The organism is Nostoc sp. S13, from assembly GCF_029379315.1.
Taxonomy (GTDB): Bacteria; Cyanobacteriota; Cyanobacteriia; order Cyanobacteriales; family Nostocaceae; genus Nostoc.
In genome coordinates this window covers 1-20050 of sequence record NZ_JAQYWQ010000119.1, presented here as the reverse complement: position 1 = coordinate 20050, position 20050 = coordinate 1, and the positions used below count along the sequence as shown (strand labels likewise).

The 20050-nt window shown below is 42.2% G+C and carries 18 protein-coding genes and 1 pseudogene; 10 read left to right on the top strand and 9 right to left on the bottom strand.

Annotated elements, in window-relative coordinates; all coding sequences use genetic code 11:
* The first annotated feature begins 211 nt into the window (after window positions 1-211).
* Window positions 212-979, top strand: a complete 768-nt coding sequence (locus PUQ00_RS26930) for a hypothetical protein (RefSeq protein ID WP_300422396.1) — start codon at window positions 212-214, stop codon at window positions 977-979.
* A gap of 55 nt (window positions 980-1034) precedes the next feature.
* On the opposite strand, the gene PUQ00_RS26925 is transcribed toward PUQ00_RS26930, so the two are convergent.
* Both PUQ00_RS26925 and PUQ00_RS26920 read right to left on the bottom strand, forming a co-directional pair.
* Window positions 1035-1955 carry an alpha/beta hydrolase gene (locus PUQ00_RS26925; protein WP_300422395.1) on the bottom strand — a complete coding sequence of 307 codons (921 nt, stop codon included), beginning with the start codon at window positions 1953-1955 and terminating at the stop codon, window positions 1035-1037.
* Window positions 1956-2175: 220 nt separating this feature from the next.
* Window positions 2176-3900, bottom strand: a complete 1725-nt coding sequence (locus PUQ00_RS26920; protein WP_300422394.1) for a hypothetical protein — start codon at window positions 3898-3900, stop codon at window positions 2176-2178.
* Between the two features lie 105 nt (window positions 3901-4005).
* On the opposite strand from PUQ00_RS26920, the gene PUQ00_RS26915 reads away from it, so the two are divergent.
* Window positions 4006-7368: an alpha-mannosidase gene (locus tag PUQ00_RS26915; protein ID WP_300422392.1), complete on the top strand. Its 3363-nt coding sequence runs from the start codon at window positions 4006-4008 to the stop codon at window positions 7366-7368.
* A gap of 76 nt (window positions 7369-7444) precedes the next feature.
* Here the strand turns inward: PUQ00_RS26915 and psbN are convergent, their stop codons facing one another.
* Window positions 7445-7576, bottom strand: coding sequence for a photosystem II reaction center protein PsbN (psbN, locus tag PUQ00_RS26910; protein ID WP_300422391.1), 132 nt, complete (start codon window positions 7574-7576; stop codon window positions 7445-7447).
* 95 nt (window positions 7577-7671) lie between these two features.
* Here psbN and psbH point away from each other — a divergent pair, with 95 nt between their 5' ends.
* Window positions 7672-7875 carry a photosystem II reaction center protein PsbH gene (psbH, locus tag PUQ00_RS26905; RefSeq protein ID WP_292760391.1) on the top strand — a complete coding sequence of 68 codons (204 nt, stop codon included), beginning with the start codon at window positions 7672-7674 and terminating at the stop codon, window positions 7873-7875.
* Window positions 7876-8465: 590 nt separating this feature from the next.
* On the opposite strand, the gene PUQ00_RS26900 is transcribed toward psbH, so the two are convergent.
* On the bottom strand, window positions 8466-8627 hold the full coding sequence (locus PUQ00_RS26900; RefSeq protein WP_300422389.1) for a hypothetical protein: 162 nt from the start codon (window positions 8625-8627) through the stop codon (window positions 8466-8468).
* A gap of 24 nt (window positions 8628-8651) precedes the next feature.
* Between PUQ00_RS26900 and PUQ00_RS26895 the strand changes: the two genes are divergently transcribed.
* Both PUQ00_RS26895 and PUQ00_RS32945 read left to right on the top strand, forming a co-directional pair.
* The gene (locus PUQ00_RS26895; RefSeq protein WP_300422388.1) at window positions 8652-9005 is read left to right on the top strand and encodes a hypothetical protein; all 354 of its coding nucleotides are present in this window, start codon (window positions 8652-8654) and stop codon (window positions 9003-9005) included.
* On the top strand, window positions 8987-12040 hold the full coding sequence (locus PUQ00_RS32945) for an SUMF1/EgtB/PvdO family nonheme iron enzyme (RefSeq protein ID WP_335030178.1): 3054 nt from the start codon (window positions 8987-8989) through the stop codon (window positions 12038-12040). The genes PUQ00_RS26895 and PUQ00_RS32945 overlap by 19 nt, the downstream gene beginning before the upstream one ends.
* A gap of 311 nt (window positions 12041-12351) precedes the next feature.
* Here the strand turns inward: PUQ00_RS32945 and PUQ00_RS26880 are convergent, their stop codons facing one another.
* Window positions 12352-12930: a Uma2 family endonuclease gene (locus PUQ00_RS26880; protein ID WP_300422386.1), complete on the bottom strand. Its 579-nt coding sequence runs from the start codon at window positions 12928-12930 to the stop codon at window positions 12352-12354.
* Window positions 12931-13064: 134 nt separating this feature from the next.
* Here PUQ00_RS26880 and PUQ00_RS26875 point away from each other — a divergent pair, with 134 nt between their 5' ends.
* The gene (locus PUQ00_RS26875; RefSeq protein ID WP_300422385.1) at window positions 13065-13337 is read left to right on the top strand and encodes a TatA/E family twin arginine-targeting protein translocase; all 273 of its coding nucleotides are present in this window, start codon (window positions 13065-13067) and stop codon (window positions 13335-13337) included.
* Window positions 13338-13611: 274 nt separating this feature from the next.
* Complete coding sequence (pth, locus tag PUQ00_RS26870) at window positions 13612-14253, top strand: aminoacyl-tRNA hydrolase (RefSeq protein WP_300422384.1); 642 nt, start codon at window positions 13612-13614, stop codon at window positions 14251-14253.
* A 195-nt stretch (window positions 14254-14448) separates the two neighbouring features.
* On the opposite strand, the gene PUQ00_RS26865 is transcribed toward pth, so the two are convergent.
* The gene (locus PUQ00_RS26865; protein WP_300422383.1) at window positions 14449-14793 is read right to left on the bottom strand and encodes a hypothetical protein; all 345 of its coding nucleotides are present in this window, start codon (window positions 14791-14793) and stop codon (window positions 14449-14451) included.
* 411 nt (window positions 14794-15204) lie between these two features.
* On the opposite strand from PUQ00_RS26865, the gene PUQ00_RS26860 reads away from it, so the two are divergent.
* Complete coding sequence (locus PUQ00_RS26860; RefSeq protein WP_300422381.1) at window positions 15205-16047, top strand: SPFH domain-containing protein; 843 nt, start codon at window positions 15205-15207, stop codon at window positions 16045-16047.
* Here PUQ00_RS26860 and folP read toward each other — a convergent pair.
* A complete protein-coding gene (folP, locus tag PUQ00_RS26855; protein WP_300422379.1) occupies window positions 16044-16904 on the bottom strand; it encodes a dihydropteroate synthase in 861 nt (286 codons plus the stop codon). The two genes, PUQ00_RS26860 and folP, sit on opposite strands and share 4 nt — an antisense overlap.
* A 78-nt stretch (window positions 16905-16982) precedes the next feature.
* Window positions 16983-17714, bottom strand: coding sequence for a triose-phosphate isomerase (tpiA, locus tag PUQ00_RS26850; RefSeq protein WP_300422398.1), 732 nt, complete (start codon window positions 17712-17714; stop codon window positions 16983-16985).
* Between the two features lie 275 nt (window positions 17715-17989).
* On the opposite strand from tpiA, the gene PUQ00_RS26845 reads away from it, so the two are divergent.
* Complete coding sequence (locus PUQ00_RS26845; RefSeq protein WP_300422378.1) at window positions 17990-19471, top strand: GTP-binding protein; 1482 nt, start codon at window positions 17990-17992, stop codon at window positions 19469-19471.
* 151 nt (window positions 19472-19622) lie between these two features.
* Here PUQ00_RS26845 and PUQ00_RS26840 read toward each other — a convergent pair.
* Window positions 19623-19721: pseudogene (locus tag PUQ00_RS26840) on the bottom strand (DUF4351 domain-containing protein); the annotation flags it as partial.
* 27 nt (window positions 19722-19748) lie between these two features.
* On the opposite strand from PUQ00_RS26840, the gene PUQ00_RS26835 reads away from it, so the two are divergent.
* Entirely contained in the window at window positions 19749-19997 is a 249-nt protein-coding gene (locus PUQ00_RS26835; protein WP_300422376.1) for a hypothetical protein, read from the top strand.
* Window positions 19998-20050: the final 53 nt, after the last annotated feature.

Here is a 20050-nt window from a genome sequence, read left to right as displayed (position 1 = left end):
TCAAACCCTCATTTCCTCGTACAGCCAGATGGCGATCGCTCCTCCCGTGCAAATCCTTGTAACTCTCTTCTGGTAAGCTTTCATGATTCGCGGATGAGTCTTTTGGGTATCGTTCTCAATTGTAGGAGAAGATGAAATACCAGCAGTTTTCAAAATTATTTTTCAAGAGCCACACATAGTCCCTATCCCAATTTTTTGGATTCGTGCAGAATTGTCAGCTAGCTTCGAGCGAAATCAGTTACTTGAAAATCTTGTAGATTGGCATGAAGATGATTCAGACCGACTAGCACTGTTTGATAAATTTCTCACCGATGATGTAGGTGAGCGGTTACAACAGGCTGTGCTTATTTCAAATATTGCTACTCCGGGTACTATAAACTTAAAAAAAGCTATTGCACAATCATCTTATAGGGGACTTCACAGTTTTCATTCTATATGTTCAACACTAATGGATGCTCGACAAAATGCTGAGTTACTTAATTGGCCACCTGTCAAGGATTTATCATTGTTTGAAGTTGCCCAATGGGTGGAGAATAACTCACTGTGTACAAAGCAGGGAAATAGCACTTTGAGTCGGGCATTTAATGCTTATACACACCTTTTCGGTGGATTTAATGAAGTACGAGCAAATGAAATTCTTCTTTATTCATTAATTGGTATTGAAGCAATATACAACGATTCAAAAGAGCAAGTCGGTCAGCAAATCAACCAGAAATGTCAGACTTTTCTTGGTTCCCTAACTACTTTCAAAAAGAAATTGACACAGATGTACAGCTACCGTTCAGGTTTTGTACACGGCGGTGAACCTTTTCCAAGTAAGTTTGATCGAGCTGATGCAACAGAAGAGTTCGAGCAATATGAATTAAAGATAACAGAAGCTGGTAAATTAGGCTCGATGGTTCTTATCTCAACTCTGCAAAGAATGTCGGAACTGCAACTAAACGATATAAAGTTCCGATACGAGTTGGTTACTGACTGACTGATTCTTAGAAATGTGGCTTAATGATTTTAGTATATTAATGAGTATTAGACTGCTAAGAATTAGGAAACTCTAACTCAGCGTTTCCCCGTCCTAACTGCACCACCTGAGATAGTAAGTGTTGCTCTAACCAACCCTCCAAATCAGCCATTACCTCAGGGTAATTGAGGTCATTCTGAATATCGTGATAGGCTCCTGGATACTCAATTCTCAGCTTATCTTGGCAATTTACCCGTTGGTAAAAAGTGTCGCTTCCCCCTGGCAAAGCAACTCGGTCTGCGCCACCGTGGAGAATCAACAATGGTAATTGCCAATCAGCTGCGTGAGCATTAATCCAATCAACTGTTGCAAAGAATTCTGTAGCCAGACGGGCAGTAGCACGGGTATGTCGCAGTGTATCCTGAGCATAGGCAGTTAAAATCTGCTGATCTCGTGAACCAGCACTGATGTTAATACCTGTATTCAGGGTGAAACGCGGCCACACCCGTGAGAGCATTTTTCCTAAAAGCACGCGAATAGGTGAAACCCCAACTTTCCCCAAGGTTGGCGCTAAAGCGATCGCACCCTGCAATAATGATGCTTGTTGAGGATAGCGCAGAATGTAATCTAAGATAATCACCGCGCCTAAACTATGACCCAAGAGAAAAATTGGGCATCCTGGCTGCTGAGTTTGAATTAACTGTAAAAAGGCTCCCAAGTCTTCGCGAAACTCACTCCAAGCGTTGATATAGCCTTGCTGACCCGGTGAGCGTCCATGACCACGCAACTCTAAGCCGTAGACAGCATATTGTTTGGGTATCAGATGTTGAATTACGTTACTGTAGCGATCGCTGTGTCCTCCGAGTCCATGCACAATGGCTAATATTGCCCGTACTTTACCATCTGGATGCCAGCTTTGGTAATACAGGTCAAGTGCTCCAACACCTTGGAATGTGCCTTCTTTATGAGACAGTATGCGATCGCTATGGTCAATCATAGGGTTAATTTTTTACGTATTTTCCCAGCAAGCTACTAATATGTCAACATCCATTGTAGTAAAAATAGCTTCTAGCTATGAAATAATTACAGTGAATTGAGTTACCCTCACGTATTTAAAGGCTTCTAACCGTTGTCGTTATCCACAATTTTGTAACAGTCAAAGTGGAGCGCTGACAACATCCCGCTCTCGCTTCTTAATTACGAATTAGGAATTAGTATTATTTTCCCTGCCACATCTGCCGCAACAACTGAAAAATCTTTACAAATCTCTTTTCTAGCCAGAGCATAACATAATCAAGCCATTCCAGAAGTTGCTCTAAGGGGTGCTTCTCATAGCCTGTTGAAGTTACTTTGGTTTCTATCCAGTCTGGCTGTGCTTCAACTTGACTGCTTTGATGAAATTGCTCTTGCAAAATTTCCCCTTTACCACTCTCGCTTTTAGTTTGGGAAATGCTGGCTTGGGTTTGTTTTCTAGAGGAAACTTTTCCAGATGTTTTTTGACTGGAGGCGAGATTACTAGTTGGTTGTTTCCTTTGTACCAAGCCAGATCCCACTTTAGGTTGTTTTACACTCAAATTCTTTTGTGGAGAATGTCCTACTGATAAACTTGGGGCTAAAGCAGGATTTTTAGTTTGAGAAAGTGTAACTGGCTTATCAACAACGGTTTCGGTGTCACCAAATAAATCACCCCACGTTAGCCAAGAATCATCTGTTAAATCCTGGTTCTCCAACTGAGGGCTTTTGGACAAGGCTTTTCTAAGGTGTGATGATAATAGTTTGCTTGGCAATCTCTCATCACTGATTGTTGGCTCAAGTGTTTTTCTACTACCAACACCGAAAAAGTAATTAAGCGCCGCCTCAATCAAAGCCTGAAGATTCAGTTTATGAGTTTCCAAACTATCAGCAGTAGTTGCAATTTCTCCCCTACCAGCTAATTGCTCTTTGCCATAAAGAAATATGTTTAACTGAGTTTGGGCAACTTGGACAATTTCCTGGCTACGTTCTTGCACTGGGACTAAAGCATTTGATTCCAATTTAGCAACGGCTGTATCTAGAAATGCTAATAATCTATCTGTATTAATTAAATCTTTTGGTATACCCTCGGCTAAAACTGGAATTTTAGCTGGATTTCCGTCAGTGAGTTTTGCTAATAAACGGTCAATTTGTGGTAATAGCTGTGTTTCTTTTTGAGCTATAATCAATCGCCTTTCCTTCTCTACGAGAGGCTGCGCCAACGGAACGCTACGCGTAGCTTGCTTCCCCGTAGGGGTACGCGCAGCGTGTCGTAGAGAAGACTGCCAGTATTTAGCAACTTCATTAATAATCCGGTCTTCTAATTTTGCCTGTTGCTGGGGTGTCAAAATATCTAGAACTTCATTATCAGAACTAACAAGTACTAAATTCCGATTCATCAAATTTGTGGCAATTCCTCGCACTATTGGAAGATGCCGCTTGAGAGCATTCTCTAACTGTGAAGGGTTGAGATTTGCCGCTTTATTCTCTGTAATATTTGATGAGTGAGTAAGATTGGCGTTATTATCAACGAATTTCAGCCGAAAAACTCCCACCAAAGCCAAGGGATTGAAAGGTTCAGATGTTTTTGTAGGAGTAGAGGCGGGTTCATCAGATGATAGGTAATGGACAGCTTCTAGTACATGTTGAATAGGACTATCAACATTTGGCAGAGTTTCGGGCTGGAAATCGGTATCATTTGGTTGTAACTTTAGTCTAGTTTGTGGTTCTTTGGTCTGTAGGGTTTTCCCAGACGATTCCGATGACTGAAACAGCAGATACACTGGGTAAAGTAGTACCTCCACACCCCACTTAGTAGCAACTTGCAAATGTCGGAAGGTGTGTTCCCACTGTTGTGTCACCCGCCGAGATTGCTTGTGGACAAAGTTAAATAGTCTGCTTTGATAACGACCAGAGGAACCAGAAGACATAGTAGTAATTTTTTAGTTCAAGTCTTGTTAAGTTGTGAGACTCGCGCCAAACAATAAAAACGACTAACTGTTAATTATCGTAAGTGACCTTATCTTAGCGAAAATATGACCCCGACTGTCTCTCAATCCCAGACCAAATTCATCTCACAAGCAATTGAGCAACTGCGCTCTTTTTGTCAAGTTAACCTTCAGTCTACTTGGCTATACCAGGAATCTGACCTGATTATTACTGATGTTATAACTGCTGATTTGTCTGATTGGCAACCTGTCCAGTTGAATGCTAAAGAACATATCGCTTGGACAGGCGGGAAAAAAGTGCTATGGCTAGTGCAAAAATTGGTGGTTCCCCAAGATTTACAAGGCTATCCCTTAGCTGGATTATCTTTGCGGCTGGCGCTGGTTTGGTGGGCAGATTCTGCTGAGATTTATGTGAATGGCGAGTTAGTGCTGGAGGGTGATTTATTTGATTCTTCGCCGAGAGTGCTTCTCAGTCAGGGGGTGACGCCAAAAGAAGAGTTTATTGTGGCTTTGCGGTTAGTCAGTCCAGAACATTGTGATGGTGCTTTAGTGCGATCGCTTCTAGTTTATCAGTCTATTGATGATAATAATCCCGATCCGGGTTTTGTGGCTGATGAGTTAGCTGTGGTGCAACTTTATTTGGAAAAGTTTGCACCGGAGAAGTTGGATGTTTTGGCGGCGATGGTGGGGGAGGTTACGAACCGCAGAGGCGCCCATGACACGGAGGAAGAGAAGGGAGAATTAGTAAAATCGTTTTTGTCCCTACGCCAAAATTTAATTCAATCCAAAATCCAAGTTGGGCTGGAAGGGCATCAAAGGTGCGACTCAAAATCTAAAATTTTCCTATTGGGTCATGCTCACTTAGATTTAGCATGGCTATGGCCTGTGAATGAAACTTGGAATGCGGCGCAAAACACTTTTGAGTCGGTTCTGAAATTGCAAGAAGATTTTCCTGAGTTAATTTTCTGCCATTCAACTCCCGCACTTTATGCTTGGATTGAGGAACATCGCCCGGATTTGTTTGGGGCGATTCAAGCACAGGTAGCGGCTGGACGTTGGGAAGTTGTCGGCGGAATGTGGGTGGAACCAGAACTCAACTTGATTGCTGGTGAATCAATAGTCCGTCAACTATTGTATGGTCAGCGCTACATCCAGGAAAAATTTGGCAAGCTTTCAACCGTGGTGTGGGTTCCAGATTCTTTTGGTTTCTGTGCAACTTTACCGCAGTTTTTCGCTAATGCCGGAATTGAGTATTTTGTGACGCAGAAGTTGCGCTGGAATGATACTACTAAATTTGATTATGGGGCTTTTTGGTGGCGATCGCCTGACGGCAGTGAAGTCTTTAGTTTGATGTCTGCACCCATCGGTGAAAGCATTGACCCAGTTAAAATGGCATCCTACGCTCTTGAATGGCAAACCCAAACTGGTTTACCAGAATCCCTCTGGCTTCCCGGTGTCGGCGACCACGGCGGCGGCCCCACCCGTGATATGTTAGAAACCGCCCAACGCTGGCAAAAGTCGCCTTTCTTCCCAGACTTAGAATTTACGACGGCTGAAAAGTATTTACAGCAAATCAGTAAAGGAGTTAGGAGTCAAGAGTTAGGAGTTAGGAGTTATTCTTCTCCCTCATCCCCCTCATCTGCCTCATTCCCCATCTGGAATGACGAACTATACTTAGAATTTCATCGCGGTTGCTACACTACCCATGCAGATCAAAAACGTTGGAATCGTCGTTGTGAAAATTTATTATATCAAGCTGAACTATTTGCTACCTTGGCAACTGTAAGCTGTGGTGTGACATATCCCAAAGCAGAAATCGAAGCAGCTTGGAAGCTGGTGTTATTTCAACAGTTTCACGATATTTTACCTGGTTCTTCAATTACCCAAGTTTATCTGGATGCGTTGCCCCAGTGGCAGCAAGTGGAACAAATAGGAACGAAAATATTACAGTCATCACTTTTAGCGATCGCATCTCACATTAACCCATCAGAACCACCAAAACCCGATAGTTTACCTATTTTCGTTTTTAATTCTCTCAATTGGCAGCGTTCTGAGGTAGTCTCTGTAGCTTTACCCACGCCAGCAACAGCTACCCAGGAATGGCAGATTTACGATACTTCTGGAAACCAGCTTGTCTCCCAATTATCTCAACCATCAACGCTACTATTTCTCGCCCCCGAAATTCCACCCGTAGGCTACCGCATATTTTGGCTTTCTCCCTCATCCCTCTCATCTCCCTCATCTCCCCCATCTCCCCCACCCCTCCCAGACTGGATTTTAGAAAATGAATTCTTGCGAGTTGTTATAGATCCTGATACTGGAGATTTATCAAGTGTTTTTGAGAAAACTTATCAACGAGAAGTTTTGAGTGGCCCGGGGAATCAACTACAAGCCTTTAAAGACAGTGATCAATATTGGGATGCTTGGAATATAGACCCCAATTACGCTCAACATCCCTTACCTGCAACAAATCTTCAATCTATTCAGTGGTTAGAACAAGGCCCAGTACAAAGTCGTGTGCGTGTGGTGCGTCAGTTGGGTGAATCGGAATTTTGCCAAGACTATATTTTGCAAGCTGGTTCACCTCTGCTGAACATAGCTACTACCGTCAATTGGCAAGAAAATCATGTATTAGTGAAAGCTGCTTTTCCTCTGAATGTTGAAGCAGACTTTGCTACCTATGAAATTCCCTGTGGCGCGATTCGCCGCCCAACTAAATCACAAACCTCCGCAGAACAAGCAAAATGGGAAGTTCCCGCTTTGCGTTGGGCTGATTTGACAGCAGAAGACACACAGACAAATACCGTAATCCCAAATCCAAAATCTACAATCGTTCGACTGAGCGTTCGCGCAGCGTCTCGTAGAGAAGTCGAAGTCCAAAATTCTTATGGTGTCAGTTTGCTGAATGATTGTAAATACGGTTACGACAGCAAACCAAATCAACTCCGCCTGACACTGCTACGCAGTCCTAATTGGCCAGACTCAGAGGCTGACCGAGGTTTTCACGAGTTCACTTATGCCTTGTATCCTCATGCTGGTAGCTGGGAATCAGCCCATACAGTACGGCGTGGCTATGAATTGAATATCCCATTGCAAGTGATATTAAATCCCGTTAATGAAAACCCACCTGAAAACCCTCCCCTCTCTGCTGGCAAACATGGTTTGGGGGTAAGGTTCCTAGACTTATCATCTGAAAATTTAATCTTGATGGCCTTGAAGCCATCTGAGGATGACCCACAGCAGTTAATTCTGCGGTGTTATGAATGTCACGGAGAAATAGCCGAGTTATCTTTGCAAAGTGATTTAGGGTTGAATCTAGGAGATACAGTAGATTTGTTAGAGCGTTCCTCTACCACTAAATTCTCATCTCAGCAACAAATCTTGACGATACAGCCTTGGAAAATCGCCAGTTTCAAGGTGATACCAGCGATTAATCCCAGGCTGGAGTGAGCCACTATTGCTGTGTCAGTCGTCAATTGTGGTTTTCCACAGACCATTGACAAATGACAAATGACTAATGACTCTTTTAATCTTCGTGGTCATCAAACGGATCGTTCAATTGCTTGCTAGGAGGGCCAAAGGAGGTATAAATCGACAGTCCGGTGATGACAACCACTACGGCAGCCATAGAAATGCTAAGAACTATTGCGGGTTCCATAATTGAGGGATAGATTATGAGTGCTATTCTTATAGAATATTACAGAAGATTAAAAAAAGCTTTGGCAAGTATTGGCAAGTAATCTTAGGTGAACTATGGCACAAAGGACTTGGTTAGGAGATATCCTGAAACCACTCAACTCTGAGTATGGGAAGGTGGCTCCAGGTTGGGGCACTACACCCGTGATGGCTGTTTTTATTTTGCTATTTTTCGTGTTTCTGCTGATTATTCTGCAACTTTACAATAAATCACTGTTGATTCAGGATGTATTTGTCGATTGGCGGAGTTTAGGACGCTAAGGGAGATCACAGCTATCAAGTTTGGATAACAAGTTAAGTTACACCCGGTTCCTCCGGGTTTTTTTGTGAATTGTGATTTGCTACTGGACAATAACTCAGTACTGATAATCCAGCAGGTGTAGGTTGCATTGAGGAACGAAACCCAACATTCTCAAGAGTTTGTTAGGTTTCACTTCCCTACGGACGCTGTTTACATTCGTTCAACCCAACTACATTTATCAAACAGAATAAAGGTGCCAGTCGCCAGAATTCAGTTGGGTATTTTGTGCGACTGGTGGATGAATAAACGACGTTTAAGACCCCCACAAAACAAGAAAATTTGGTGGTCAACTTTCGTAGTGGCGGGTCTGAATCCCCCACTGATTGCATTCTGACGAATGTATTCTGACGAATGTATTCTTCTTCAATTTTTTCTCCCCAGAGTGACATAAGCGGGGTAGAAGCGAAACATCTGCCAAAAGAAAAAATGTCGTACTACAATATCACTAAGTATTACTTAGTCAAACAAGATAAAAAGTTAATGTAGCTTTTAATTCTCAATATACAAGTATGGTAAACCGCAAATCGCCATCAGAATTCTCCCATCTCTGCTAGAAGAACTTAATAGCTACGTTGAGCGAACTGGCACGTCCAGGACGGATGTAGTTGTTAGTGCGATCGCCACTTACCTGGGCTGTGGTTCTAAGATACCATTGAGTCATCGGGTGGCTGAAATTGGAAGCTAAAGTTGAAGAACTGCAAATATTGATCAAAAAATAAAACTTTTAGAGGTGTAAATGAGCGAAATTCCTCTCTGTAGCATAGTCATTTCATCCCAATTGCCCCCAGATGAAATAGAGTCTTTAGAAACATTGCTGGGGATAAGTTCAATCAAGGTGCAAAAGTCACCAAGTCGGATAGTAGGTGCAGATGACATAGTTTTTGTGGCTACAGTAGTTGGAGGGATAGCAGCAACAGCCAATTTGATAGAGTACAGTATCAAAGTCGCTAAGGCGATCAATAATTGGCGGCGAAAATTGCGAGAAAAAGGGATAGAACCAAAAGGCACGTTAGAACATCCAGTTCGTCCCACTCTTGACTTAAGCACCGCTACTGATGAAGAAATAGAAGAATGGCTGTCTCAAAAGTAGCTGAAAAAGTTCCTCTTAGTCCAAGAATAGAAAAAGTTACTAAACAAGATAATTCGTTCAGTAATCAAATTCTGATCTTGTTTTCAGCCCCTCTGCTGACTGAAGAATTATCGCCAGTAGAGAATTTATCGCTCCAAGAAGAAATTGATGCCATTGCTTTAGTGTTAGAAGATATATCTCACCCAATCGCAGTGGAAATAGTGGTTAAAGTAGCCACCTCACAGACTCTACAAGATGTGTTGTCTCATCGTGTCAAACCACTGATTATTCATTTTATTGGTCATGGAATGAGAGATCGGGATAGTACAGCTTTGGTGTTAGAAGATGAAGTGGGAATTACTCGTTCTTTTAGTGAAGAAGAACTGGCGATCGCCTTATCAAACCAAAAGCAACCACCCTGTCAGTTAGCATTATTTAATGCTTGTCATTCCGAAAAGTTAGCTCAAGCTTTTATAAAAGCAGGAGTGTCTCATATAATTGCGGTTAACGCTGAAGATAAAATTCTAGATGTTGCTGCCCGATGTTTTTCTCGACGACTTTATCAGGCATTATTCAATCAGGATTCAGTTGGGAATAGTTTCTTATTGAGTCGTAATGCAGTTAAACTTGATGATAAATTAATAAAACTGTTTAACTCTCAGACTTTTCAGCAAGGAGTTAATTTCGATGAAGCCTTCAAATTTCGATTACTACCCCAAACTGACCATAATCAATCGCTGATTATCGAACCAGCCGATTCTCACCAAGTTATCTATCCCCAGTGGTCAAATACTAATATTCCCCGTAAAGATCCAAACTTTGTAGGACGCAGGCAAGAAATACATCAGGTAGTTAAAGAACTGGTAGAGTCGGATAAACGTTGTATTGCTCTTCATGGTATGGGAGGAATAGGTAAAACTGCTTTAGCTTATGCCATTGCTCAGTGGTTACATGAGCGCGATCGCTATAAGGATGGAGTTTGGTTTATTAGTTTACGTGATACTGATTCTGTAGGAACGCTAATTACCAAAGTTAAACAAAGTCTTGAATTAAGCAGCTTTGCCTTAGAGAGAGAATTAAGGAATAGTCGATTGTTTTTGATTCTCGATGATTTGGATAAATTGATTGAAAAAGAATCCAATGAACTAATTGAACTTTTGAACTCGTTGTTAGAACAATGTTCTAATTTAAGACTGTTGTTAACTTCCCGTGATTCTCTAGTAAGGGATATTATTTATTGCCATCAAGAAGAAGTTTACAGCATGGGAGCATCAGAAACGAGAGAGATATTTAAAAAGTATGCTCCATCACTAGCACAATGGGGAGACAATAATGATTTGGTAGAAGATTTTAATCTTTTAGTAAAGTTTCTTGATGGCTATGCCTTACCCATTAAACTAGCAGCATCTTATATGGCAGAAACTCAATGCACCCTCAAGATGCTGTGTGAAGATTTGGATATTGAACCACTGTCCGTTCTTGATTCTTATTCTCCTGAACAAAGAAAAGAAAGAAGTCTGCGGATAACTTTAGAGCGTTCCTTTGAAATGTTATCGGTAGAAGGGCAAGATATATTTCCTTTATTAGCTTTCTTTCCTAGTGGGTTAAGTCTGGATTTAGCTAGGGCTATTTGGGGCAGAAGTGGAAATAAGGCTTTAATGGAATTGCTCAAGTTTTCAATGGCAGAAAAGTCTTCTAATGCATCTGATTGGAGAGTAACTTTACCCGAACCTGCCCGGACTTATGCAGAAAGTAAATTGGAGCAAGGAAGAGGAATTGACTATGTTGCTCCTCAAGTTTTGGATTTTTATAATGGCAATTTATGTGACACAGTTCTCAAGCATTTTGGCAATGGAGATGAGAAGAAAGGGCAGGAGTTGCTTCTACAAGAAAACTCAAACTTAATCTTGTTTCTTAAATGGGGTTATGAGCATGAAATGAGTTCAGATAAAATCTGTCGCAGTACGAGGATAACAGCTTCATTAAGTCCTTATTGGCGTTGGATTGAAGCGAATCAAGACCCTTTAGTTAGATTGAATTTGGCAATAGAGGCAGCCCAAAGAAATCAGGATCGAGTGGGAGAAGATTTAGTGAGAAATGCGATCGCTACTTTTTCTTCTAGAGAAGTATTTAAAGATGTTCAATCTTTGGGACGAGAAAGTGATGAGCTAAAGCCCCTTGAGTTTAAAGCCGTCACCGTCAACCATCGCGGCGAAATCATCGAACGAGAAACAAAACTTGCCCAATACTTCACCGAAACTCTACAAAGCCCCTCTCCGAGTGGGATACTGGACATCACTCTCGATATGGTTGCCATCCCTGGTGGTACATTCATGATGGGTTCACCTCAAGCGGAAGGATATAGCTCTGAAAAACCTCAACATGAAGTAAAGGTTCAACCCTTTTTTATGGGCAAGTACCCAGTCACCCAAGCACAATGGCAAGCAGTCACATCTCTCCCCCAAGTAAACCGCGAACTCAAGCCTGACCCATCGTATTTTAAAGGAGAAAATCGACCAGTTGAGAGAGTATCTTGGTTTGAAGCGGTGGAATTTTGCGATCGCCTTTCCCAACATACAGGCAAAAGCTATTGCCTGCCCAGTGAAGCCGAATGGGAATATGCGTGTAGGGCAGGGACGGCCACCCCTTTCCATTTTGGCGAAACAATTACATCAGACTTAGCCAACTACAATGCTGATTACACTTATAGCGCAGCTGTCAAAGGAACATATCGAAAAGAAACTACAGTTGTGGGCAGTTTTGAAGTAGCTAATGCCTTTGGGTTATACGATATGCACGGAAACTTATGGGAATGGTGTCTTGACGATTGTCACGGTAACTATGAAGGAGCGCCAACAGATGGCAGTGCTTGGTTTAATAATAATGATAATTTTTATCAAAAGCAAGAATATGCCGTGCTGCGGGGCGGTTCCTGGTTCGACAATCCTATCTACTGCCGTTCCGCGTCCCGCAACAACTTCAATAGGGCGGTGCGCGTCATCATCAACTACATTTTTGGTTTTCGTGTTGTCTGCGCGGTTGGGAGAATTATTTAGTAGTACTTTATACTTTAATTCTTTTACCCTTTGCACTTGTTGTTTTTTCCTTTTTTGTCGTCTCATGGCGACTCGAATTTTTTGGCACAAATATTAAGATTTTTTAATTTCAATGAGAGGATAATTGTCATTGCGAGGAGGAACGACGAAGCAATCGCATGGACTCGTTCGTAGTTGGAAGATTTTGCGATTGCTTCGCTTCACTTCGTTTCGCTCGCAATGACATGCAAAAAAGTGGGATGCTCCCGATATTTTGCGCTATAAAACACGAATGCTTCTCGACTTCAATTTGATGTCATTAAGTACCTAATTTACTCAAACTCAGGTGGCCACAGTTCTTTTATTGTTAATTCCCAACCTGGAAGTAATTCTGGTATTGTCAGTTTGTCGTTATCTTTTAAAACTACTGGTTCAAGGTTAGAACGATAAACTGTTACTAAAAGTTTATCAGGGTCGATGAGAATACCTACTGTAGATCCAAGTTGTAGGAATAGTTTAATCTTTTCTTGGAGTGGTTTGAGGCGATCGCTCTTAGATTTCACCTCAACCATCAGATCGGGTACTAACTGCACAAAGTCACGCTGAGTCTTCTTGAGTCGTTCTGCTCGAACAAACGAAACATCTGGAGCGCGGAGGTTTCTTTTTTCTGGGTCGCCTCCAGTTTCATCTGTTTCAATGCTGGGCAAAATAAAGCCAGCACTAGAACCAGTAACACGTCCCAACTTGCGAGGCATGACCCATATATTCAAAAATGTCAGCAGACGAGAACCAATTTCGTCTGACTGATAATCGGATGGCCCCATAACGATGATGTTTCCCTCTACTAGCTCCATCCGAAAATCAGGATTCTGTGACTGTAATTGTTCTAAGTCTTTAATTGTCAGAGACATAAGGCATCACTCGCTCGTGGGGCGTTAGCGTAGCTCGCCGCAGGCATCGCTTTCTATGATAGGCGATTATTGAGTAGACTACATAATAATATGTGAGTCTATGTAGTGGTTTTAGAGTTTACAGGAGACAAAAAATGAATATATTTGGTATCGGTCTGCCGGAAATGGCTGTAATTATGGTAGTAGCGCTGTTAATCTTTGGCCCAAAGAAGCTACCAGAAATTGGTCGAAGTGTAGGCAAAACAATTCGTAGTTTTCAAGAAGCTTCCAAGGAGTTTCAAAGCGAGTTTCAAAAAGAAGCAGAACAGTTGGAAGAAGCTGTAAAGACTACTGCTGAATTGGAACCTAAGCAAATCCACCCTGCTAAATCTGAGCAGGATACCGCTAGTTCTTCCCAACCTAGCTAGGAGAACATACCAATTTTGGATTTTGGATTTTAGATTGTTTTGCGGTTCCAAGCAACGTCTCTGGTGGAAGGAACAAATCAAAATCGTCAATCTAAAATCATAAGCCCTGTACCCTTGTGGTTTCTTTCAATCCAAAAGACGCTCTCTACGAGACGCTGCGCGTAGCTCGCTTCTTTGCAGGAGTACGGAGACTCGCTCTAAGAGTTGCCATGCCGAAAGCTTTACGCTGCGCTAGCGCAAATCTAAAATCTAAAATTGATCGACTGTAGGCAAAATGACAGAAGCAGTTACGCAACCAGCTTTGGTGATTCCCCAGCTAATTGTCGGGTTGGGGAATCCAGAAGCTAAATATGACCAAACACGCCATAATATCGGCTTTGCTAGTATAGAAAGTCTCTCCCGTTCTTGGCGTATTCCCTTAGCAGAAAACCGCAAGTTTCAGGGTGAGTATGGCGAGGGTATGGCCCCAGGTGGAGGTAAAATTCGCTTGCTAAAGCCGTTGACTTATATGAATCGCTCAGGACAGTCAATACAAGCGGTGACAAGTTGGTATAAATTACCGCCTGAATCGGTGCTGATAATTTATGACGATATGGATTTGCCCTTGGGAAAAACTCGTCTGCGCTTATCTGGTTCGGCTGGAGGACATAACGGCATGAAAAGTGCGATCGCACATCTAAGTACCCAAAACTTTCCCCGTTTGCGAATCGGTATTGGTAAACCCAAAAGTGCAGCTAATAACGATGATTCTGATGCTATCTCCCATGTGCTGGGGCGATTTTCCTCTGCCGAAAATCAGCAGATGTCTCTTGTACTTCAGTTCGTGATTGAGTGTATTGAATTAAGCCTCAAGCAGGGAGTAGAAAAGGCGATGAATGTTTGTAATAGCCGCACTATTAATAATTCTGAGTCCTAGGGTTGGATGAATACTGCCCTATCGGCTAGAAGAAAGAAAGCTAACCGATGTCTAAAGGCGATTATTTTGGTTGATGGGCAGCGATTTTAGCTTACTCTATTCAACCAAGATAAAGCCATTAACGCACTCTTTGCATAGCGAAAGTGACTCATATACATCTTTCATACATGAGAAATATGATTATATTTACAGATTTTAAAAGTTGATCCTGCCCTCATTTAGTAATTTATATCCAGATGCTAATGCTGCAAAAGCAATTATAAAATCCCATAAGCTAGTTGGCTTTAAAATAACTCCACCACTTAAGAAAACTAGTACTATGCCAATGCCTAGAAAAATCCATCCCAAATTACCAGTTTCTTTACGAAAAAAAACTAATGCAAATACACCGATCATAGTTGCGATAACTGAAGCCGTAGCAGGTACTTTACGGTAAAAATATGAATAGTAACCGCTAACAAATATGATGTTTTGACCAAAAAAGTATAAGCCTATAATAAGTAGGATTAAACCAATAAGTCTGATTAACAGTCTGCTCATAATATTTTTATATTATTAATGGCTGAAGCCAATTTTAATTCGATTATAATGGAGTTTTTTGAATTAGTACTATATTTTACTAAAAACTAATTATTTTAAGTAAATATACTGAAAAAATTTTGGCTGTCTGAAGATGTCAGTACAAGTAATGTTGATTACATAAAGTAGTCCTTGCCAGGGTTTTATCAAGGTGCTTTAATAGCGATGTCTGACGACAAGAAGCAGAGCTTCTACGCATTCTGCAAAACAGTCCTATTTACAGAAGATGTACAAGACTCGCAGCGAATCGACATCAGACATTGCTGCTGGTGTTTATAAAATTACAGACTCAAAACATTAAACTCAAAGATATGACAAGCTAGTAGCATATCCTTGACACTAAATTCTCCCCAAAGCTGAATAGGAGTATACATGGAGCCAATCATTTTTATAGTTTTAGTGCTTATAGGTTATGCCTTAGGTTCTGCAAAACTGATTAATCAAGGTAATGAAGCCCTAGTCGAACGCTTGGGGCGGTATCATCGCAAACTTAAGCCAGGGCTGAACTTTATTGTTCCCTTGGTCGATCAGATTGTGATGGAGGATACTACACGAGAGCAAATCTTAGACATCAAACCTCAGGATGTGATCACCCAAGATAATATTTCCGTGGAAGTTGACGCTGTTATGTACTGGCGCATCAAAGATATTGAGAAAAGCTTTTATGCTATTGAGGATCTGCAAGGGGCACTGACACAGGTGACTACAACGACGCTCCGGGAAATCATTGCCCAGAACACTCTGGAGCAGACCAATGTCTCTAGAATGGAGATGCACTCAGCTCTGTTATTCGAGTTGAATAGTATAACCACAGATTGGGGAGTTGATATTCTTCGGTTAGACCTTCAGAGAATTACCCTACCTGATAGTGTACGGAAGTCAAGAGAAGAGGAGCAAGCTGCTGTAATCAAAAAACGGGCGCTGATTACCGAAGCAGAAGGGGAAAAGGAAGCTGCCATTAAAAAAGCAGAAGGAACGATGGCTTCAGTGCAAATCATTTCTCAAGCTCTACGTTCCAATCCAGATACTAGGGACATTTTGCGGTATCTTGTGGCTCAAGATTACGTAGATGCTAGCCAAAAACTTGGTGAGAGCAATAATGCCAAAATTGTCTTTATAGACCCAGCCAACTCAAGTGAAATGTTTCATGAGTTGATAGGCCACCCAGAAAATCCAGAAGGTAATGGCAAAAAACACGAAAACGGCAATACCTAACAGTCACTCTGTGCGGCTTGTCTCAGTAGCGCATCGGCTACTAATGAAACATCGCGCATTTCTTGAACATCGTGAACTCGGAGGATATCAGCGCCATTAAAAATAGCAGCACAACAAGCTGCTGCCGTTCCCCAAACTCGTGCTTTGGGATCTGGTTGATTTAAAATGCGACCAATGAAACTTTTACGGGATGCTCCTACCAAGATAGGACAGTTGAGTGTTGTGAGCGATCGCAAGCCGCGCAAAATTTCTAAATTTTGCTCATAATTCTTAGCAAAGCCAATACCAGGATCAATAATAATTTTATCTAGGTCAATGCCCGCAGTAGTTGCTACCCCAATTTGCCGAGCCAAAAAACTATAAATCTCTCCGACTAAATCTTGATAATCAGTTTGTTGTTGCATTGTCTGTGGTGTTCCCCGGATGTGCATTAAAATCATCGGCACACCTAACTCTGAGACTGTTGGCAACATTTCTGAGTCAAAAGTGCCGCCAGAAATATCATTAATAATATCCGCTCCAGCTTCTACAGATGCCATTGCTACAGCAGCACGGGTAGTATCTACAGAAATCGGGACTGAAATTTCTGGTCTTAGCACCTGTAACACCGCTAGTACTCGGTCAAGTTCCTCCGCCAGAGTTATTTGCTTTGCCCCTGGTCGAGTTGATTGACCACCCACATCGATGATGTCAGCACCAGCAGCTACCAGTGCTTGCGCCTGTACTAAAGCCGCAGAGGTAGTGTTAAACTCACCCCCATCACTAAAGCTATCAGGCGTCACATTCAAAATGCCCATCAAATAAGTTCGCTGTCCCCAATCGAAACAGCGTCCTCGAATTATCAAGTTGCTCCGCATAAATCTATATTGCTATGTGAGGCGGCAGCCTCACTGTAGGCATTCCCATGCAGAGCATGGGAACGAGAAGAAGGCACATCACACTGACTTAAAATTCACAATCCGAGCGAAACTCTCAGGTTCCAAACTTGCTCCTCCCACGAGGACACCATCAATTTCTGGTTGAGCCATAATCTCATCAATATTATTTGGCTTGACTGAGCCGCCATATTGAATTGATACATTCGGATTAGTCAACTGGTTACGAATTAAGCCAATTATCCGATTTGCCTCCGTTACTTCACAAGTCTCACCAGTGCCAATCGCCCAAATCGGTTCGTAGGCAATCACCAAATTATGCTGATCAATATCTACCAAGCCTTTGTCGAGTTGGAGAGCAATCAGTGATTCAGTTTCTCCCGCATCTCGTTGTTGTTTAGTTTCCCCAACACAGAGAATTGGAGTCAAACCAAACCTTTGAGCAGTTCGGAGGCGCAAATTAACGGTGGCGTCTGTTTCACCAAAGTATTGGCGTCGTTCGCTATGACCGACAATCACAAAGCGCACACCACTTTCTGTCAACATTGGGGCAGAAATCTCACCCGTATAGGCTCCAAATTCTTCCCAATGGACATTTTGTGCCCCCAGGTGGATAAGGCTACCGTGCAACGTCTTAGACAAAACACTTAAATCAGTGAAAGGAGGACACAATATCACTTCTCGCCCTTGGGGGGTTTCCTCTAAGTGGGGCAGAAATCCTTGTAAAAACTCCTGGGTCTCTGCCTGAGTTTTGTACATTTTCCAGTTGCCGGCAATAACAATTTTCCGCACAGGTAATTTAGTCAAGATCCTAACGCGTTATATTTAGATGCATTTTTCAGTTTATGACTTTTTGTTAGTCATTAGTCTACTAGTTAGGTAGTTGGGCATTGGGCATTGGGCATTGGGCATTGGGCATTGGGCATACTTATCCCCCTTGTCTCCTTTGTGCAGCTCATCTCGCCAAACCGCTCCTAAAAATAACTAGGATAGTAAATGGGGTGTATTTAAAATCTAAAATCTAAAATCTAAAATCTAAAATCTAAAATCTAAAATCTAAAATTGATATGACTTCGACATTGCCCTTGCCTGAACCTCATCAAAGCGATTCCGCTAACACTGATGCAAATTCTCTCAGATGGGAGGAAGAACTGGATAGTGCCATTTTCAGTTTTGAAGACATTCAGACGGAACTGAACTATAAACAAGCGCAAACGGCGCTGCGAAACTTGGTAGCCAATCTCGACCTTACTCCTCAAGAAAAAACTGGATTGGAGACGGAAATTGCTGACTTGGAAACCATGCTGGGGAAGTTAGACCGCATGGTGGTGCAGATTGCAGCTTTTGGTATGGTGGGACGTGGTAAGTCTTCGCTACTTAATGCTTTGGTTGGGCAAACAGTATTTGAAACTGGGCCGCTGCACGGTGTCACCCGTGCAGCACAAACAGTTGATTGGAGTATTAGTGAAGAGACGATTGGGGAAACTGAACGGGCTTTGCGAGTCACTCTTCCTGGTGTAGGTCAATCGCAGGTGGAATTAATTGATACTCCTGGGTTAGACGAAGTAGATGGTGCAACCCGTGCCGCGTTAGCTAAACAGATTGCCAAACAAGCGGATCTGATCTTGTTTGTGATCTCTGGCGACATGACAAAGCTAGAATACATGGCTCTTTCTCAATTGCGGGAAGCAGGTAAACCGATCATCTTGGTGTTTAACAAAGTAGATCAGTATCCAGAAGCAGACCGGATGGCAATTTATCACAAAATCCGGGATGAAAGAGTGCGGGAATTACTCACACCTCTAGAAATTGTTATGGCTGCGGCATCGCCATTGGTGAAGACGGCGATTCGTCGCCCTGATGGTACTAGGGGCATACAGTTACGTACAGGGAATGCGAAAGTGGAGGAACTGAAGCTGAAAATTTTGGAGATTCTGCACCGTGAGGGTAAAGCCTTGGTTGCCCTCAATACTATGCTTTATGCCGACATTGTAAATGAGCAATTGATTGAGCGAAAACTGATGATTCGGGAACAGAATGCCAATCAGTTGATTTGGAAGGCTGTGATGACTAAGGCATTAGCGATCGCACTCAATCCCGTAACTGTGGTAGATATTCTCAGTAGTGTGGTTATTGATATTGCTCTGATTTTGGGTTTATCTAAACTCTATGGCTTCTCCATGAACGAAGCCGGGGCTGTACAATTGCTACAAAAAATCGCCCTGAGTATGGGCGGTATCGGTGCGAGTGAATTGTTAGCAAATTTGGGTTTGAGTGGATTAAAAACTTTACTTGGGATCTCTGCAACAGCTACCGGTGGCATTGCGCTAGGCCCTTACATATCGGTGGCAATCACCCAAGCGGGAGTAGCTGGTGTTTCTTCTTACGGTATTGGACAAGTTACCAAAGTTTATTTAGCCAATGGCGCAACTTGGGGGCCTGATGGGCCGAAAGCAGTGATTAATCGGATTTTGGCAAACCTGGATGAGACTTCAATTCTCAACCGTATTAAAGATGAATTGCTTCATAAGGTAAAACTTAGAAAGTGAGGCATAAACGTAAAATTAATCTGGTTCGGTTAGCCATATTCATCCCTAGAATACCCCTCAATCTATGCCGCTTGCTTCTCCTGTTGAGACACGCTGCGTGCAAGCTTGCTTTAACTAATTCGTAATTCGTAATTGGGAATTACGAATTATTTTAACTGCTTGTATTTTGTTCAAGCCAAGCAACTAAATCAGATACATTTGAAAAATCTAAAAATTCTTCTCCTAATTGTTCCAATTGTTCAGTAGATAAGAAAGTATATCTAGGGGAGCCAGCCGCGTGGGCGGGTTTCCCAACTTGAGCGGACTGGCGTTTGTGTTATGGCAAAGCGTAACGCACCAAAACCTTCTTTGCGTTTCCAGCGTAGGTGCAGCCTCTGGTAGAGAAGGAAAGAAGGTTCTGATAATCACAAGCCAACCGTCAGACTTCTCTGGAGCGTTTAAAAACGCTACTATTTTACACGAAACTCCAGTAAGTGCGATCGCTCCCATTAGACATCTCCAGAAATTAAATATGCGTTATCTATAACCCTTGTAGAGACGCGAAATTTTGCGTCTCTACATTCTTTTTCGGAGATGTCT

Excerpts from the sequence above, each read along its gene's own strand:
- PUQ00_RS26925 (WP_300422395.1), bottom strand. The coding sequence starts at position 1,955 with ATGATTGACCATAGCGATCGCATACTGTCTCATAAAGAAGGCACATTC.
- PUQ00_RS26920 (WP_300422394.1), bottom strand. The coding sequence starts at position 3,900 with ATGTCTTCTGGTTCCTCTGGTCGTTATCAAAGCAGACTATTTAACTTT.
- PUQ00_RS26915 (WP_300422392.1), top strand. The coding sequence starts at position 4,006 with ATGACCCCGACTGTCTCTCAATCCCAGACCAAATTCATCTCACAAGCA.
- psbN (WP_300422391.1), bottom strand. The coding sequence starts at position 7,576 with ATGGAACCCGCAATAGTTCTTAGCATTTCTATGGCTGCCGTAGTGGTT.
- psbH (WP_292760391.1), top strand. The coding sequence starts at position 7,672 with ATGGCACAAAGGACTTGGTTAGGAGATATCCTGAAACCACTCAACTCT.
- PUQ00_RS26895 (WP_300422388.1), top strand. The coding sequence starts at position 8,652 with ATGAGCGAAATTCCTCTCTGTAGCATAGTCATTTCATCCCAATTGCCC.
- PUQ00_RS32945 (WP_335030178.1), top strand. The coding sequence starts at position 8,987 with ATGGCTGTCTCAAAAGTAGCTGAAAAAGTTCCTCTTAGTCCAAGAATA.
- PUQ00_RS26880 (WP_300422386.1), bottom strand. The coding sequence starts at position 12,930 with ATGTCTCTGACAATTAAAGACTTAGAACAATTACAGTCACAGAATCCT.
- PUQ00_RS26875 (WP_300422385.1), top strand. The coding sequence starts at position 13,065 with ATGAATATATTTGGTATCGGTCTGCCGGAAATGGCTGTAATTATGGTA.
- pth (WP_300422384.1), top strand. The coding sequence starts at position 13,612 with ATGACAGAAGCAGTTACGCAACCAGCTTTGGTGATTCCCCAGCTAATT.
- PUQ00_RS26865 (WP_300422383.1), bottom strand. The coding sequence starts at position 14,793 with ATGAGCAGACTGTTAATCAGACTTATTGGTTTAATCCTACTTATTATA.
- PUQ00_RS26860 (WP_300422381.1), top strand. The coding sequence starts at position 15,205 with ATGGAGCCAATCATTTTTATAGTTTTAGTGCTTATAGGTTATGCCTTA.
- folP (WP_300422379.1), bottom strand. The coding sequence starts at position 16,904 with ATGCGGAGCAACTTGATAATTCGAGGACGCTGTTTCGATTGGGGACAG.
- PUQ00_RS26845 (WP_300422378.1), top strand. The coding sequence starts at position 17,990 with ATGACTTCGACATTGCCCTTGCCTGAACCTCATCAAAGCGATTCCGCT.